This is a genomic window from Flammeovirga sp. EKP202 (assembly GCF_014534745.1).
GTDB lineage: Bacteria > Bacteroidota > Bacteroidia > Cytophagales > Flammeovirgaceae > Flammeovirga.
Map to the genome: position 1 here is coordinate 219340 of NZ_JACVVP010000001.1, position 17403 is coordinate 236742.

Below are 17403 nucleotides of genomic sequence, written 5' to 3' on the forward strand. Positions count from 1 at the left end.
TTTGTCCATTATTATGTTTTTTTAAGTATTGTAAATGATAATTGGCTTAATTTTTAACTATTCGATAAGTAATATTAAATGTTGATATAGTCCTAATTTTTTTGTGATAAAAACGACCAAACAAGCGGACACAACTTACTCTACAAACTTAATTCTGATATGATAAACTTCGTCGACTACTACAGACCGTTATTCCTATCATTTATTCTTCTGATCAACTATAATGTATTTGCAGAAGATGGGTGCTCAACCGATTACTCCTCTGGACAGGTGACGGTTGGAAATGGGAATTTGACATTTGAAGATAATTGTCAAATATTTTTAGAATCAGCTCTAACATTTACAAATGATAGATCATCACGAACTATTACAATAGGTAGTCCAATTGAAAGTACTACTGTATTAATCGAGGCATCTGAGGTTGTATTAGATGCCGAATCTAATGAAAGGTTATTAGAACTTATAATTGAAAAAGAAGATACTTTAGTAATCATCGGAGACCTAGTTCTATATAACTACAGTACTATTACAGTCAAAGAAGAGGGAGTGCTAATTGTTGATGGTAGTATAATTACTCAAGGGGGAGAAGGGAATTATGAACCTTCAAGTTTAGTCAATATCAATATTGAGACTGGAGGTGAAATTCATATTAATAATGATGCAATTCTCAATTATGCATCTGGTAATATAGAAGGTTTAATATTTGTACCCAATGGAAATTTAGTGACTTATACACAAGAATTTAAAGATAATGATGCACCTTGGTGGTTATGGCTTATTTATTTTTTAACGCCGGACTCTGATTTAAAAGATATTGTAAAGGATACAATAGATCAGATTGAAAACCAAGGTACAATAGGTGATATTGATTTAGATAAAATTAAAGAGGAATATCCACAAAATGTTCATAATCCATTTATTAAAGATTACACTATAGATGTTGAATTTCCATTAAGTGCCAACGGTCTTAATTTCTTTGATGAAACTGGAGTATATACTCAATCCATTTTTACTGAAAGTAATTTGGCGGATATTATTTCTGGAGGTAATATTTTAAGTTTATTGGATAAGGAGGTAGTATTTACAGTACAAAGTGTTGAGGATAAAGATTGTCTTTTATTTTCTTCTTATGAAGTTAATTCAATTGGAAGTTTGAAAGAGGCTTTAAGTGAAATGACTTGGAAATTACCTAGTACGATTGAAACAGAGATTGAAAAAAGAAATGATGGTCAAGAATCAGATAATGAGATGATATTAGACTACTTCCAAAACAAGACGATTAAAATTGAAGTAGTAAATGCTGGTACTGTTACTGACCGTATTCTTGTGGATACAAATCTAGGAGGTAGTAATACAAGAATAACAGCAACTACAGCAGAGAAGTCAAGCGAAGAAATTCTTGTAGATTTCGCAAGCCAAGTACCAGATGACCTACCAGTAGAGTTGACTTATTTCAGAAGTCAAATTAAAGAGGATGAAGTTCACCTAGAATGGGAAACAGCTTCAGAAATCAATGCCTCTCATTTTGAAGTACAACGTTCCTTAAATCGTAAAAATTGGAATACGATTGGGAATGTGGAAGCAAGCGGTAATTCTCAAACGGCCATAAAATATACCTTTATAGATGATGCTCCATTGTCGATGGCTTATTATAGATTGAAGCAGGTTGATTTTGATGAGGTTTATGAATTTTTCGGACCAATATCAGTCAAGTTAGAAGAAATGGAGGAAACATTGAGCTTATTAATTATGCCTAATGTTGTATCAAGTGGTGAAACAATACAATTTAGTTTTGCAGGATTAAATACTGGTACAAGCATCAATTTACAAGTATATAACTCGAATGGATATCTTGTATATGAGGAAGTAATAGAGGATATAAATACAACAAATCTGCTGAAGTCAATGCAATTCACACAGCAATTAATCTCAGGAATGTATTATGTCGTTGTAAAATCAGGAAAAGATATTGTGAAAGAAAAACTTTTGATCAATTAATAAACTCGTTGTCACTACATGGATGCGTGATTAAAAATTAGATAATCCCATAGTTTTGTTAAAACTATGGGATTATTTTATGACCTAATTTCCCTTAAAAATTGACTTCTAAAACATATTTTAAGAAATGTAAGAAAAAAGCTAAGCTGAGAATGTATTTCCCTTTAAAACAATAATTATATGGATAATAGCTTCTTATTTTCATTTTTTAGAATGTATGATTATTTCAAGAAAGGTTACATCTACCTCTTTTTTTTATCACTAAGACCTAAGAAACATACGGTTTCATATTTCCCTAATCTCAACACAACAAACACTATTGCGTTAGACATTACGACCACTGCAATGATTTAAAATACAATGACTAATCGTTTAATTGAGATTAACTATTTCTTGTGAAAATTTCTTTACTATGAGAGCTATTTACCCCTTACTACTAGCTGGTTTACTTGGATTCATAACGATGGAAAGTTATGGACAGTGCGAAAATAAATGGAATTCATCATTATCTATAAGCGATAATGAAACCTTGACTTCAGATGGATCCTGTGTTTATGGAACTGTAGGAACTGATTTAACTTATTCTTTATCGAATTTGGGCAGAACCTTAACTGTTGAAAATGATGTGACAATCAATGTAGGGGATGAAAACACCTTTGCAATTACAGGAAGTAGTATTGCTAGAAATTTTGTTCTTGAAATAGAAGAAAATGCCACATTAACGATCAATGGTAATTTTAGAATGAATTATCATTGCGATTTGAAATTAGATGGAAAACTAATCGTAAAAGGAGATTTAAATACAGCAGGTTGGGATTTCTTAATGAATTTTGATTTAGGTGATAATGCCATATTAGTAGTGGAAGGTGATGCTAATTTTAATAGAGGATATGGCAGTAATACAGACCATATATATGTATTAGGACAAAGTAGTAGTGAATTAAATAATTTTACCACGGTAAACGTCGGATCAGATCCTTTCTCCAATACTAAAGCATTAGATTTTGATGAATCGAGTACATCTATTGACTTTTGGGATGATACCAAATTGGTTGCTTCAGATAGATCATCCAACAAGGTCAGTGCTTATTTGTTAAGTAACTTGACCATTAATTCATCATCAGGTTGGTATGGTAAATATTTAAAAGTAACGGCTTATGGTTTTGATGCAGATGATATAGTAATGCCAGATCAATCTGGAGGAGCAATTCAATCAATACAAGAGTTGAAAAGTAGAATAGGAAAGGTAAAATGGGATGTTCAAAATGCAACCGTAAAAAATAAAATTGATCGCTATCATGTCAATAAAAATAATGGAGAAGATGATGATGACGACCTAAGTGGAGAAGGAGACGCGGAAACCTATACCTATCTCACCAAAAGTAGAAAAATTGTAATTGAATTTGTAGACACTTACGCAGAAGTAGTGACAACGTATCCAGAATATTTATCTGGAGGAAGATTAAACGGTATAATGTCTATCGATGAAATTGAGGTTTCAAATAATAATGTGGGTGATTTACCCATTGAGTTGAGTTCGTTTACTGTTGCATCTACAGATCAGCAGTCTGTGGCATTAAGCTGGACTTCAGCGATGGAAATTAATAATGATTACTATGAAGTACTTCGTTCTGTAGATCAAGCAAATTGGGAAAGTATAGGAATAATATCAGGGGCAGGGAATTCAAACTATGCGATTGATTATACTTTTATTGATGAGGAACCACTTTCACGGGCTTATTATCAATTAGTACAATATGATTTTGATGGAGGAAGTGAAGCATTTGGTCCCTTGTTTATTTCTTTACAAAAAGACGACGTTGACAATTTCCAAGTCAAGACCTACCCTAATGTAATTCATGATGAACCTATAAGCCTTTCCATTCAAGACTTATCAACCACTAATGCGATCATGGTCCAAGTCATAGATAATATGGGAAGCATAGTTTACCAAGAGGAAATTGAAAATTTAGCAAAGAAATCAATCCTGAAGCCTGTTCAATTACCGTCTAATTTACCATCAGGAATGTATTTTATGATTGTGAAAGCAGGAAGACAGGTGGCAAAAAATAAATTGATTTTACAATAGTAGGTGCCAAGACAAAATTATTTAATACTAATTCTATTTATTGTTTTGCGATTACTTCCTTCAAAAAACGCCAAATAGCACTACTATTCATACGTTTTTTAGGATTGTACTCACAAAAAATAAATTAGCATTAAATAGGATCTGTTTTTTGGCTTAGTACTTAGAAAAATAATAATTAGGTAAAGAGTATATATATAACGAGTGAAATTAATGAAGCTGTTCCACGAGTATCTTGTGGAACAGCTTATTTTTATTTTTTAGCATCAAAGGCTTCAATAGGAAGGTCGGTTGCAATAATATCTACACCGAGATCCCAAGCATCTTGATATTCTTTAGTTCTATTTTGAGCATCCTGTACTTTATCAGTGGTGTGGAAAGTAGCAGAAATACAGTAGATTCCTTCTTTATGTAATTTTTCATAAAGTGAGGTATCCTGAAGTTTCACACCCGTAAAAGCGATCATTCTATTAAATGGAATACCAGAAGCTTTAGCTTCTTCCCATCCTTTTTCATCCATTATAGTCACTGAAATCATTAATTCAGGAGCTAATTGATGAACGAGTTTTGCATCTTCCCAATTATAAGTGATTACTGCAGCATACTTTTCAACACCTGCATCACGAATGGCTTTTGTGATTTTTTCAAAAGGAACACCACGTTTTACATCAACAGTCAAAAGTGCTTTGCCTTTTTTAGTCCACTTCAATACCTTTTCAAAAGTATCAAACTTATATTTTGTCAAATTACCTTCATCGTCTTTCAAACGAATTTTCTGTAATTCTTTCCAAGTATAATTTCTAACAGAACCGCTACCTGTAGTAGTTCTTCCTAACTCGTTGTCATGCATTAAAAACATCACACTATCCTTACTCATCTCAACGTCCAACTCAATCACGGGAACGTCTACATATTTGATAAGATGCTTGAAAGTAGGAATACAGTTTTCTGGATAACCTATATAAGGGCCGCCACGGTGAGCACTAACTAATTGCTTAGGTTCAGAAGCATTGTAATCAAAAAAGGAATAAAGATCTTCAACACTTTTAAAATCTAAGGATTGTGCATGAAGTTGGAATGTTCCTAGGAAAAGGATAATGGAAAAAAAGGTTCTCATTTTTTCTTAGGGGAAAATAAAATTAAGTGGATGAGAAAATTAAAACGTGCGTCTATAAGCCGAGTTCTGTACCTCCATTGCAAGCAATGTGGTCCCTGTCATTTATCTAGGCCTGCAATCGCTCACAGGCTCCATCGACCTACCCATCTTATCTGTCTGTGAAGACAATGAAGCGAGCCACTTCATTCCCGAAGGACAATAAGACCTATTTGGTCTTTCATCTCACAAGGTTTACCATGCCGTTCGTGTTGCCACCAACGCGGTGAGCTCTTACCTCACCCTTTCACCCTTACCCGGAGGCGGTTTGCTTTCTGTTGCACTTTCTGTCACTCATTGCTGAGCGCCTTCCCGTTAGGAAGTGTGATGCTCTGTGATGCTCGGACTTTCCTCTTCATTACTGAAGCGACAAGGCAACGCACGTTTGCTGCAAAAGTAAGCAGAGAAAAATTAATAACTAAGGATTAATAACTAATAATTGCCAATTCATAAGTAAAAATTAAAGAAGTCGATATTTTTCACTTTTGGCTTTAAAATGGGTGATTAAATGAGAAATTTTAGAAAAAAAGGCACTTTTAATGATAAATTATAAAAAACTTCACCTTTCATTTATCAAATTGTTGGTGATTCAGTGATTTAAATACTACTTTTATAACTTTAGTACTAAGACAAATGTTATTGAATATTTGAGACTGACTTTTTTATCTATCTTTTATCGGAATTATCATTGCATATTTTCAAGCGATGCATTCCTATTTTGATGTAGTTAGATGAAATAATTTTCAATCATAAATACGATGAATTTGCCTTAGCATTTCAATCGCAAATTTTGCGAATTGTTTATACTTATGGACTAGCAAACAGGAAAAGGATGAAAGTACTCAAGTTTGGAGGTACATCAGTTGGAAGTGCGAAAAATATCCAACAAGTGGCCAATATCCTTTCCGATTACCAACAAAGCGGACAAAGAGTCGCAGTAGTGGTATCGGCGATGAGCGGGATAACAAACAAGCTCATAGAAGTAGGGAACAGAGCAGCGTCAGGTGACGAAACCTATAAGTCATTATTGAAAGATATTGAGTCTACTCATTTGACCGCGATTCGTGAGTTAATTGAAGTACGTAGACAAAGTAAAACCATTGCGTTCGTGAAACTTCAGTTGAACGACCTAGAGGACATTTTAAGAGGTATTTTCCTTTTGAAAGAGTTGTCTCTACGCTCATTGGATATTTTACAGTCTTTCGGAGAGCGCCTTTCATCATATATTATTGCTGAGTTCTTAACACAAGAGGGCGTTCCTGCTGAACAGTTAGATGCACGTAAAGTAGTGCGTACTAACAGTGTATTTGGTGGAGCGAAAGTTGACTTTGTAACAACAAATTCTGCAATCACAAAGCATTTTGCAGAAACAGATAAAATGCAGATCGTAACTGGATTTATTGCTTCTTCTGAAAGTGGTGAAACAACTACTTTGGGTCGTGGTGGTTCAGATTATACTGCAGCGATTTTTGGTGCGGCATTAAATGCCAACGAAATCGAAATTTGGACAGATGTGGATGGCGTAATGACTACAGATCCAAGAGTAGTTCCTACGGCTTTCTCATTACAACAACTGTCCTATGAAGAAGCAATGGAGATGTCACATTTCGGTGCGAAAGTGATTTATCCTCCAACACTTCAGCCTGCAATCAAGAAAAACATTGATTTAAGAATTAGAAATACATTCAACCCGTCTTTCCCTGGTACGCTAGTAACAAGTAAGTCAGGTCAGGAAGATTGGCCAGTAAAAGGTATTTCATCAATCAAAGAAATCTCATTAGTGACATTGTCAGGAAGTGGATTGATTGGTGTGCCTGGTGTATCTTCTAGACTTTTTGGAGCTTTAGCAAGAGGTGGCGTATCAATGATTTTGATTACACAAGCTTCTTCAGAACATACGATTACTTTTGCTGTTGCTCCATCGGATGCATTGGCAAGTAAGAAAATCATTGAAGAGGAATTCTTTAATGAAATGGCTTCAGGAAAAGTAAATCCAGTGGAAGTAGAAGGTAACTTATCAATTCTTGCGATTATCGGTGAGAATATGGCACATCGTCCAGGTGTGGCAGCGAAGTTATTTAGTGCATTGGGTAAAAATGGTGTAAACATCCATGCGATTGCTCAAGGTTCTTCAGAGTTAAACGTTTCTGTGGTAATTGAGCAGAAGCATTTATATAAATCATTGAATGCATTGCACGAGATCTTCTTCTTGTCAGATATGGCAGAGTTGAACGTGTTTATGTTAGGTCTTGGTTTGATTGGTAATACGTTACTTACTCAAATGAGAGATCAGGCAGAGTACTTATTAACGGAGCGTAATTTACGTTTGAATGTTGTAGGTGCTGCCAATTCAAAGAAGATGATCTTCGATGAAACTGGATTAGATATTTCTCTTCCTAAAGATGAAATATTAGCAGAAGGAGAAACTTCAAGTGCTGCAGGTTTCGTGGAGAAGATGATTGAAATGAACTTACCTAACTCTGTATTTGTAGATTGTACAGCAGGTGATAGTGCAGTGAAGTTATATGAGAAGATTCTATTGAATTCTATCTCTATCACAACACCAAACAAAATTGCCAACTCAAGTAGCTTAGAATATTACTTGAAGTGCCAAGCAGCTGCAAAACGTAGAGGTGTGAAATTCTTGTATGAGACCAACGTAGGTGCAGGCCTTCCTGTAATCGGTCCTCTTCAAGATTTAAAGAGATCAGGTGATAAAATCATCAAGATTGAAGGTATTCTTTCAGGTACTTTATCGTACTTATTCAATACGTTCTCAGCAGGAATGAAATTCTCTGAGTTAGTGAAAGATGCCAAAGAAATGGGTTATACTGAGCCAGATCCACGTGATGATTTAGGTGGAGTAGACGTTGCTCGTAAAATCTTGATCTTAGCACGTGAAGCAGGTTATCATATGGAACCTTCTGATGTGACAGTGAAGCCTATCCTTCCACAATCGTGTATGGATGCTGAATCTGTAGATGACTTCTTTGTAGAGCTAGAAAAAGCGAATGATCTTTTCGAAAAGCAAAGAGCAGAAGCAGAAATCGATGGTAAGGCACTAAGAATGGTGGCTACTTTAGATGAAGAAGGAAAAGCAACTGTAAGTTTGGAAGCTGTAGATAATACGCATCCATTCCACGGATTGGTAGGGTCTGACAACATGGTAGTATTTACTTCTCGTCGTTACTTCAATGAGCCATTAGTAATCAGAGGACCTGGTGCTGGTGCGGAAGTGACTGCTGCAGGAGTATTTGCAGAGATCATTACGATTGGAAACTTCTTGATCAACTAAGGTTGATTAGGGGAGAGGTAAGAATGAAGAGTTAAGAGAATTTTCCTTTTCAATTGATTCCATCTCAAAATTTCTAATTTGATTATAAAATGAGGATAAAGCCAGTCTTTGTCCTCATTATACTTTTTATAAAATAATGAAAGAAGTAAAAGCATTTGCCCCTGCTACAGTGGCTAACGTAGCTTGTGGCTTTGATATCTTAGGTTTTGCCGTAGATAGCCCTGGTGATGAAATCGAAATGAAATTAGTCGATAAGCCAGGTATTGTAATTAATGAGATAACAGGAGATGGAGGACGTTTGTCTAAAGATCCTAGAGATAATACGGCTACAGTTTCTGTGTTTCAGTTTTTAGAAAAAATTGGAGCAGAAAAGGCAGGGATTGAAGTAACCTTGCACAAAAAAATGCCTTTTGGTAGTGGTTTGGGATCTTCATCAGCAAGTACAGTTGCAGGTGCTTTTGCTGTCAATGCTTTATTTGACAACCCACTGACTACAGAAGAGTTACTTCCATTTGCGATGGAAGGTGAAAGAGTAGCTTGTGGTGCAGCCCATGCCGACAACGTAGCACCAGCATTATATGGTGGTTTCGTTTTAGTACGTAGTTATGATCCTTTGGATGTCGTTCGTTTGAATGTACCTGAGGAATTATGTTGTGCTGTAGTTCACCCTCATATCGAAGTATCTACAAAAGATGCTCGTAATATTTTAAGAGGTGAAATTCCATTAGTAGATGCAGTTCGTCAATGGGGCAACGTTGGTGGTTTGATTGCTGGATTAGAGCAAGAAAACTACGATCTGATTGGTCGCTCACTACAAGATGTAATTGTGGAGCCAATTCGTTCCATGTTGATTCCAGGTTTTGATGAAGTCAAAAGAGCAGCTGTTTATGCAGGTTCTATGGGTACAGCAATTTCAGGTTCTGGCCCGTCAGTATTCTCTTTGTGTAGAGGATTAGATAAAGCAGAAAGAATTGCCAATGCAAAAGTGGAAGCTTTCAAATCAATCGGAATTGAGAGTGATAAATTTGTATCGAAAGTCAACAAAATAGGCCCGAAGATTATTTATTAATCGGAGAGTTATTTTCTTTATAAAAGAATAAATACCCTAGTGTTTTAAAAATACTAGGGTATTTTTTTAATTTAGAATTTATCTAAATTGATAGATTCGTAGCAGTTTTAATTTATTGTATTGCTAAAAATAGATCCTATATTTTTCTGTTCTGAATCATATTTTATTCCCTATCTTATTTAGATCTAATTTTTAAAATCAGCGAATCATTATAATTCGAATTGATGACTTTTGTAATATGGATTTTAATTGTGGGTTAGTCTTGCAATTTTATTTCTCATAACGTCTTTTTGATACAATCATATACGATTTATCCATTCATGAAATAATTCAATTAGTGAAATGCAAATAAGTGTAAATAAAAGGTTGTTAATTTTGTTATTTTTTATTTAATCCAAATAAGATGAGTGTTTTGTGGAACTTTTGTTAACAAATATTTAACATTACAGCGTATTGTTTCTTGAAATTTGAGTTCTAAATTCGTGAAGGTTCAATTTTAAAAAGATGCCCTCAACCAGCAATATTTTTTTAAAGATTAGACAAAAACTATATCCAGCTTTGAAAATTATAACTATTGACTAAGCTATTTCTGTAACTTAATATAACAACCAAGAAATGAGTAACGATCATGGTGGTCTATCTACAATTGTAGACCATAAAACCGCTGCGTCAACTAATTACGATGCGGTAATCGTCGGTTCTGGTATAAGTGGTGCTATAGCAGCTAAAGAACTGAGTGAAAAGGGGTTCAAGGTATTAATTCTTGAAGCCGGTCCTGGAAAAGATCTGTCATTAAATGGGTATGAAAAGTATTTGGATAACTTTTACACAGCAACATCCAAAGATAACAATGCCCCTTTCCCAAGAAACCCAAATGCCCCCATGCCAAGAGGAACAGACGTAGATAGTCTGAGACCCGGTGAGCCCAATTCTGATAATTTTTTAGTTCAAAATGGACCATTGGTCACTGATACTACCTATTGTAAAGTAGTAGGAGGGACAACGATGCACTTTGAATCGAAAACCCCTCGAATGATTCCAGAGGACTTTCACATGAAAGACAATTATGACGTTGGAATCAATTGGCCCATTGACTACAAGGAACTTCAGCCTTACTACAGAACTGCTGAAAAAGAAATGGGAGTTTCTGGCGAAGTAGCTTCTCAAAACATTACAGGTACTGATAACTATGCAGAAGGATACGTTTTTCCAATGCATGGTATGCCACCTTCTTACCTTGATCAAACGGTTGGTAAAGGACTGAATGGCATGAAGGTAAACATGAAAGGGGAGGAACATACTTTACAGGTGAGACCTTTTCCTCAAGGAAGAAATGGAATTCCGAATGTAGAGTACAAAGAGTTCAATGACGGTGAAAATTTTGTTCCCGAAGGAGCCGTAAGTTTACATCAAGCTGAAATCGGCGAACGTTGTCAAGGAAACAATAACTGTACACCTATCTGCCCTGTTCAAGCGAAGTATGACGCCCGTAAAACATTGGTGAAAGCCTTAAGAACAGGTTATGCTGATTTACTACCACAAACAGTAGCATCAAAAGTTGTAGTCGATGACAACGGTAAAGTCACAGAAATCGAGTACAAGCATTATGATTCTATGGAATCTTCAGAGTATGAGTCTGGGAGCTTCAAGGGAAAGATTTTTGTTTTGGCGGCTAATGCTATTGAAAATGCTCGTTTGATGTTGGCTTCTGGCCTTCAAAGTACCAGTAAATTAATGGGTAAAAACTTTATGGACCATCCGTATTTACTGACTTGGGGATTATTGCCAGAAGTAGCTGGTACAATGAGAGGAACTGTTTGTACATCAGGTATTTCTGATCTAAGAAGTGGAGAATTCCGTAAAGACCATGCTGCATTTGCAATAGATATTCATAATGATGGATGGGGTTGGGCTACTGGTTCACCATACACAAACCTTCATGATATTGTGGATAATATGAACAAGTACGGTAAGGAATTAAGACATGAGTTGGTCAATCAAATTTCGACACAATTATTGATGGCCGTAATGATTGAACTTCTGCCAGACCCTTCTAACAGTATCACTGTAAGTCCTGATTATACGGACCGTTTAGGTAATATGCGCCCGATTGTATCACTTTCAATTCCTGATTATACACTTAAAGCTGTTGAGAAAGCAAGGCAAGTAACTCGTCAGGTTTTCCAGAGATTAGGAGCTGAAGATCATACATCTTATGATCCATTGGATTTCGGATATGTGTCTTACAATGGAGAGGGATATGCTCTTCGTGGTGGTAACCATATTGCAGGTACACATATCATGGGAGATGATAAAGCGACTTCTGTGGTAGATAAGTATCAAAAATCATGGGATCATGAAAACCTGTATTTGATTGGAGCAGGTAGTATGCCGTCAATTGGAACATCCAATACAACACTTACATTAGCCGCTTTGTGCTTTATGAGTACAAAAAAAATGCTGGAAGATTTAATCTAGATTTCGCTCTTTTTAAATTTAAAATCAACAAACACGTATCCAAAACTTTCTAATAACTATGAATGCTAAGACACTAGAAATTCAACAATTTCTACAATTGTCCGAGAAGCTAACAGCCTTTTCAGAATTCCAACTTCAAGGGACAGGACAATTGGAAGAATATTACGAAGCTGTTTACCAAATTATTGGTGAGAAAAACATGATTCAATTGCTTACTACTTTTGATAAAATTCAAGATGAAACAGCTTCTGATGAGACAGCTTTTGATAAGCAATTCAGAGCTAAAGTATTAAGTGACGAGAAACTAGGACCAATTACTAGAAGTATTATCAAACTTTGGTTTGTAGGCACATGGTATCAATTACCTAAGTCATGGAATGAAACATTTGGATTATTAGAGAATGATAAAACATATGTGATTTCACCAAGTGCTTATAAAGAAGGTTTGCTTTGGCCAACGATTGGTTCTCACCCAATGGGAGCGAAAGCTCCAGGTTATGGTACATGGTCAGCTCCTCCGGAAATTCCAGCAATAGACTAGTATGTTGTAAACTAAATTACCGTTAATTTATATAATTCCTTTTATTAGGGGAAATGATGCTGTATTGTGGTTCGCAAGGACGTTTTACTAAAACGTCCCTACAGAACTGTACTTTAGAAGATTATTATAAAACACTTTTCTTTTGATCTGTAATTAGACAATCATCTAGCAGTAAATTCCCCGGCCTTGAAGGGAAAAGCGTTAAGAATTTCATGTATTGAGTCGTTAAGAATGATTTTGCTGTTTGAGCATTTCAAAACGATGAAGTTTTGATCGAGTTATCCTTTCAATAGGCGAGAGAAATGGAATTTAGCTTTTGACTTCTAAGCCTTGAATTTTTTGCTTCGTTTTTGTTTCAAGACAAAATTGAAGAAGAAGGAAGTTTGAAAGTAGACTATAGATAACATGTAGAACAATCGATGTATAGTTGACGAAAATTTAGTTGATAATATGTTAGCTCTATTTTAAACGAATACCCAAAATGTACCCTAACTAAATACTATAATCATGGAAAATAGAAAAAGTCACTTATTGGAAGATATAGTGACAGACCATAAAACTGCATCAGAAATAATGTATGATGTTGTGATTGTTGGTGCCGGTATTTCTGGTGCCATCATGGCCAATGAATTAAGTCAAAAAGGGTTTAAAGTACTTGTTGTTGAAGCTGGTCCAGGTCAAGATCTAACCATTACAGGCTATGAGGAATACGTTAAAAGGTTCTATACTAATCTTGATAAAGACCCTAATGCACCTTACCCTGTCAATTCAAGTGCACCTATGCCACGCCCTCAAGATATCAAGCCTTTGAAGAAAGGAGAGATTGATGATAGCGGTTACATTGTACAAAAAGGGCCGGATGTTTTTGATGGAACTTATGCAAAAGTCGTTGGAGGAACAACCATGCATTTTCAGTCCAATACACCAAGAATGTTACCTGAGGATTTCGAAATGAAATCAACGTTTGATAAAGGTATCGATTGGCCGATGAAGTACGATGACTTAAAACCTTATTATCGCAGAGCGGAAAAGGAAATGGGTGTTGCTGCTAATGTCGAAGATCAAACCTATGATGGGATGACTTTCGATGAAGGGTATGTTTTTCCTATGGAAGCGATGCCTCCAACTTATTTGGACAAAGTGATTGCTGATACTGTAGACGGTACGGTAATTAACTTGGCTGGAGAAAAGCATGAATTGAAAGTACGTAACATTCCACAAGGCCGTAATGGAATCCCAAATCCAAAATATAATAACGGAAAAGGTTTTGTTCCTGATGGAGCAGTAAGTGATCATCAAGCTGAAATTGGTGAGCGTTGCCAAGGGAACACAAACTGTACACCGATTTGCCCTGTACAAGCAAAATATGATGCTAGAAAAACACTAGCAAAAGCATTGCATACAGATCAGGTAGATTTCTTGAATAAGACGATTGCCTCTAAAGTAATTGTTGACCCTAATACGGGTGAGGTTACTTCATTGGAAGTGAAATATTATGATGAAGTAGGTGCTGATAATTACGAAGTAGCTACTTTGAAAGCACGAAAATTCATTCTGGCAGGTAATGCCATTGAAAATGCTCGTTTGATGTTGGCATCTGGTCTTAAAGGAGAAAGTGAGTTGATTGGTAAGAATTTGACGAATCATATTTACTTATTCAACTGGGCTTTAATGCCAGAAAATGTAGGTGCTTTTAGAGGTACTCAAGGTACTTCAGGTATTGAAAACTTCAGAAGTGGTCAGTTCAGAAATGAGCAGGCGGCATTCCACATGGACATCATTAACAATGGCTGGAACTTCGCAACTGGAGCTCCTTACAGTGATTTGGCTGATTTGGTCGACAACAAGAATAAATACGGAAAAGAACTTCGTAAAGAGTTGGTTGATAAAGTTTGCCGTCAAGTACTTTTCACTTTTATGGTGGAAATGACTGCTGATCCAAACAATGCTGTTTCTGTAGATCCTCAGTACAAAGATAAGTTTGGTAATCTTAAGCCTGTTGTCTCTTTCAAAATTCCGGAGTATACCCTAAACGGACTTCAGTATGGAAGAAAACTGGCGAAGAAGTTATTCCAACAACTAGGAGCGGAAGACTACACTGAATACAACCCAACAGATTGGGGCTATATCATTCATAATGGAGAAGGTATTGTGGTAAGAGGTGGAAATCACTTCTCAGGTACACACATTATGGGAGATGACCCTAAAACTTCAGTTGTGGATACTAATCAGAAGTCGTGGGATTATAAAAACCTCTTCTTGGTAGGATCAGGAAGTATGCCAACCATAGGAACTTCGAATACCACACTCACATTGGCTGCTCTATGTTATAAAACAGCAGATGCCATTACGAATGAATTAAACAACGAAAAAAATAACCAACAAAAAAAGGAACTAGATTATGTCTCTTAAGCCAATAAAAACTCTTGACGACGTAAAGGATTATCTTTACGCAGGTATGCAATTAGAACATGCCACTATTCCTACATACATCACTACGATGTATTCTATTCATCCTGATACAAACTTAGAAGCTTACAACCTAATTCGTGTTATTGTAATTGAGGAAATGTTGCACCTTACATTAGCTGCAAATATCCTGAATGCTGTGGGTGGTACACCTGACATGATGAAAGAAGGTTTCTTACCTGAATTCCCTACTTATTTACCAAATGGAGAAACTGATTTTGAGGTAAGTATCGCACCTTTTTCTCACTCAACGGTAGATATGTTTTTGGAAATTGAGCGTCCTGCTAAACCTGAAGAAGAAAATACGGGTGTCCGATTGAAGGCCGTTAACCCATCACAAAAAAGATACTTATTGCCTTGTTTGAAGGATGAAAATGACCAAGATGTAAGCTATTACAGTATTGGCGATTTCTACAAAGCGATTGAAGAAGGTTTGGAAATGCTTTGTGATGAATTAGGAGAGGAAAATGTATTTGTTGGCGATAAGAGCAGACAAGTGACTCCAGAATATTACTACTCAGGAGGTGGTGATATTGTTCCAGTTTATGATTTAGAGAGTGCAAAACAGGCCATTCGTTTGATTTCAGAACAAGGTGAAGGTTTTGAAGGTGGTATTTATGACTACGAAGGTGAATTAGCACACTACTATAGATTCCAACAGTTAAAATTAGGAAAGTACTACCATAAAGGTGATCAAGCGGATGAGCCGACAGGTGAAGCATTAAGTATTGATTGGGAAGCAGTTTATCCTATCAAGACCAATGCAAAGATGGATGAGTATCCGAAAGATTCTGAACTGTATGCAGCGAACTTGAAGTTCAATCAATACTACAAAAACTTCATGGACAAGATCAATACGGCATTCAATGGAAAGCCTGAAACATTGATTCCTGCAATTGGTGGGATGTTTATTATTAAGCAAATGGCTTATGAAATCATCAAGAATCCAATTCCAGGTCAGGAAGGCATGAATGCTACCCCAACTTTTGAGGTAGACAAAGTAGAATTATTATCAGATGAAGAACTAAACGTAGTCACACCTCAACATGGATAAGGAAGCATTAGATATACACGCATACTTAAATGATGGAACAGTAAAGATTCCGAAGTTTAAGAAAATTACGTTAGCAGAAAATCAAAAAGATGGATATTGGATTTCTGCAATTGATATAAATGGCAATGGTAAACTAGATATTGTCACTTCAGGCCTTGCTGAAGGTGAGGTAGTTTGGTATGAAAACCCTACCTGGAAAAAGCATTTAATTGCTAAATTTCCGGAGCCTGTAGCCATAGATGTTGCTGATATTGCTGGCAACGGTCGTAAGGATTTGGTGATCTCTCACAATTTTGGAACGTGTGCTTTCTGGTGCCGTCCTGAAGATGGTAAGATTTCATGGTTGGAAAATCCTGGAAAGTATGAGGAAAATACACCTTGGCAACGTCACTTTGTAAGTGATCTATTGGCAACCCATAGAGTAAAGTTGGGTTATTTTACTCAGTCTGAAAATTTAGAACTTTTGGGTATCCCTGTAGTAGGATGTAAGCCTTATGGCGAAGGAATTCATCAGCCGATTGCGATGACACTTTTTGATCGTCCTAAAGATCCAACAAACGCGGGAGACTGGCAAGGAAGAGTAATCAATGATACTGATTTCCGATTAGTACATGACGTTCTTTTAGGAAAATATGGAGGTTATTCTGGCGAGAAACACGATTCTATGTTGATTTGTAGTGAGGAAGGGTTGACTTGGTTCTACTACAATATTGAAACTGGAAAGTGGGATTCTGCACCATTATCAGAAGGTGATCGTGAATATGCAGACATCGGATTTACGGGTTGCTCCAATATTGCTTATGGAAAACTAGGTGATGACCCCTATGGCTATATGGTATCATTAGACCCATTCCATGGTAATAAATTGGCACTTTATACTCGAAGAAATAAAGGTGGTATTGCTGATGGACCTTGGACACGTAAAGTCATTGATACTTATGGTGATTTTGATGCTCACGGACAAGGGGCAACACACCACGTTATTTGTGCAGATTTTGACGGTGATGGTGATGACGAATTTTTAGTAGCACTAAGAGGTCCTATGCCAAACCAAGGTGTTTATTACTATAAAGTGATTGACTTGGAGCAAGGATTGATCGAAAGATGGAGAGTTTCTACTGCATCAGCATCATTAATTGTAATCGGTGATTTTAACGGAGATGGTCGTTTAGACTTTGCAACAACGAGTTATTACACACCAGGATTTTTCCTATGTGACAATGCTCAAGTGAACGTTTTCATTAACGATTTCGCATAGTC

11 protein-coding genes and 1 other RNA gene are annotated in these 17403 nt (G+C 36.2%); 10 read left to right on the top strand and 2 right to left on the bottom strand.

Annotated elements, in window-relative coordinates:
• Positions 1 to 159 precede the first annotated feature (159 nt).
• From IC221_RS00930 to IC221_RS00940, 3 genes are all read left to right on the top strand, one after another.
• Entirely contained in the window at positions 160 to 1998 is a 1839-nt protein-coding gene (locus IC221_RS00930) for a T9SS type A sorting domain-containing protein (RefSeq protein WP_188167171.1), read from the top strand.
• Between the two features lie 180 nt (positions 1999 to 2178).
• Positions 2179 to 2352 carry a hypothetical protein gene (locus IC221_RS00935; RefSeq protein WP_188167172.1) on the top strand — a complete coding sequence of 58 codons (174 nt, stop codon included), beginning with the start codon at positions 2179 to 2181 and terminating at the stop codon, positions 2350 to 2352.
• Between the two features lie 58 nt (positions 2353 to 2410).
• The gene (locus tag IC221_RS00940) at positions 2411 to 4087 is read left to right on the top strand and encodes a T9SS type A sorting domain-containing protein (protein WP_188167173.1); all 1677 of its coding nucleotides are present in this window, start codon (positions 2411 to 2413) and stop codon (positions 4085 to 4087) included.
• A gap of 250 nt (positions 4088 to 4337) precedes the next feature.
• On the opposite strand, the gene IC221_RS00945 is transcribed toward IC221_RS00940, so the two are convergent.
• Together IC221_RS00945 and rnpB are read right to left on the bottom strand one after the other, a co-directional pair.
• Positions 4338 to 5201 (bottom strand): glycerophosphodiester phosphodiesterase family protein, encoded by an 864-nt coding sequence (locus IC221_RS00945; RefSeq protein WP_188167174.1) that lies wholly within the window; start codon positions 5199 to 5201, stop codon positions 4338 to 4340.
• A gap of 39 nt (positions 5202 to 5240) precedes the next feature.
• An RNA gene (gene rnpB, locus IC221_RS00950) (RNase P RNA component class A) lies at positions 5241 to 5623 on the bottom strand.
• 446 nt (positions 5624 to 6069) lie between these two features.
• Here rnpB and thrA point away from each other — a divergent pair.
• From thrA to IC221_RS00985, 7 genes are all read left to right on the top strand, one after another.
• On the top strand, positions 6070 to 8532 hold the full coding sequence (thrA, locus tag IC221_RS00955) for a bifunctional aspartate kinase/homoserine dehydrogenase I (RefSeq protein WP_188167175.1): 2463 nt from the start codon (positions 6070 to 6072) through the stop codon (positions 8530 to 8532).
• A gap of 136 nt (positions 8533 to 8668) precedes the next feature.
• A complete protein-coding gene (locus IC221_RS00960; RefSeq protein WP_188167176.1) occupies positions 8669 to 9601 on the top strand; it encodes a homoserine kinase in 933 nt (310 codons plus the stop codon).
• Between the two features lie 615 nt (positions 9602 to 10216).
• Positions 10217 to 12079 carry a GMC family oxidoreductase gene (locus IC221_RS00965; protein ID WP_188167177.1) on the top strand — a complete coding sequence of 621 codons (1863 nt, stop codon included), beginning with the start codon at positions 10217 to 10219 and terminating at the stop codon, positions 12077 to 12079.
• Between the two features lie 58 nt (positions 12080 to 12137).
• Entirely contained in the window at positions 12138 to 12620 is a 483-nt protein-coding gene (locus IC221_RS00970) for a hypothetical protein (RefSeq protein ID WP_188167178.1), read from the top strand.
• Positions 12621 to 13127: 507 nt separating this feature from the next.
• A complete protein-coding gene (locus IC221_RS00975; protein ID WP_188167179.1) occupies positions 13128 to 15032 on the top strand; it encodes a GMC family oxidoreductase in 1905 nt (634 codons plus the stop codon).
• Positions 15022 to 16143, top strand: coding sequence for a ferritin-like protein (locus IC221_RS00980; RefSeq protein WP_188167180.1), 1122 nt, complete (start codon positions 15022 to 15024; stop codon positions 16141 to 16143). The genes IC221_RS00975 and IC221_RS00980 overlap by 11 nt, the downstream gene beginning before the upstream one ends.
• Positions 16136 to 17401 carry a VCBS repeat-containing protein gene (locus tag IC221_RS00985; RefSeq protein WP_188167181.1) on the top strand — a complete coding sequence of 422 codons (1266 nt, stop codon included), beginning with the start codon at positions 16136 to 16138 and terminating at the stop codon, positions 17399 to 17401. The genes IC221_RS00980 and IC221_RS00985 overlap by 8 nt, the downstream gene beginning before the upstream one ends.
• Positions 17402 to 17403: the final 2 nt, after the last annotated feature.

Excerpts from the sequence above, each read along its gene's own strand:
- IC221_RS00930 (WP_188167171.1), top strand. The coding sequence starts at position 160 with ATGATAAACTTCGTCGACTACTACAGACCGTTATTCCTATCATTTATT.
- IC221_RS00935 (WP_188167172.1), top strand. The coding sequence starts at position 2,179 with ATGGATAATAGCTTCTTATTTTCATTTTTTAGAATGTATGATTATTTC.
- IC221_RS00940 (WP_188167173.1), top strand. The coding sequence starts at position 2,411 with ATGAGAGCTATTTACCCCTTACTACTAGCTGGTTTACTTGGATTCATA.
- IC221_RS00945 (WP_188167174.1), bottom strand. The coding sequence starts at position 5,201 with ATGAGAACCTTTTTTTCCATTATCCTTTTCCTAGGAACATTCCAACTT.
- thrA (WP_188167175.1), top strand. The coding sequence starts at position 6,070 with ATGAAAGTACTCAAGTTTGGAGGTACATCAGTTGGAAGTGCGAAAAAT.
- IC221_RS00960 (WP_188167176.1), top strand. The coding sequence starts at position 8,669 with ATGAAAGAAGTAAAAGCATTTGCCCCTGCTACAGTGGCTAACGTAGCT.
- IC221_RS00965 (WP_188167177.1), top strand. The coding sequence starts at position 10,217 with ATGAGTAACGATCATGGTGGTCTATCTACAATTGTAGACCATAAAACC.
- IC221_RS00970 (WP_188167178.1), top strand. The coding sequence starts at position 12,138 with ATGAATGCTAAGACACTAGAAATTCAACAATTTCTACAATTGTCCGAG.
- IC221_RS00975 (WP_188167179.1), top strand. The coding sequence starts at position 13,128 with ATGGAAAATAGAAAAAGTCACTTATTGGAAGATATAGTGACAGACCAT.
- IC221_RS00980 (WP_188167180.1), top strand. The coding sequence starts at position 15,022 with ATGTCTCTTAAGCCAATAAAAACTCTTGACGACGTAAAGGATTATCTT.
- IC221_RS00985 (WP_188167181.1), top strand. The coding sequence starts at position 16,136 with ATGGATAAGGAAGCATTAGATATACACGCATACTTAAATGATGGAACA.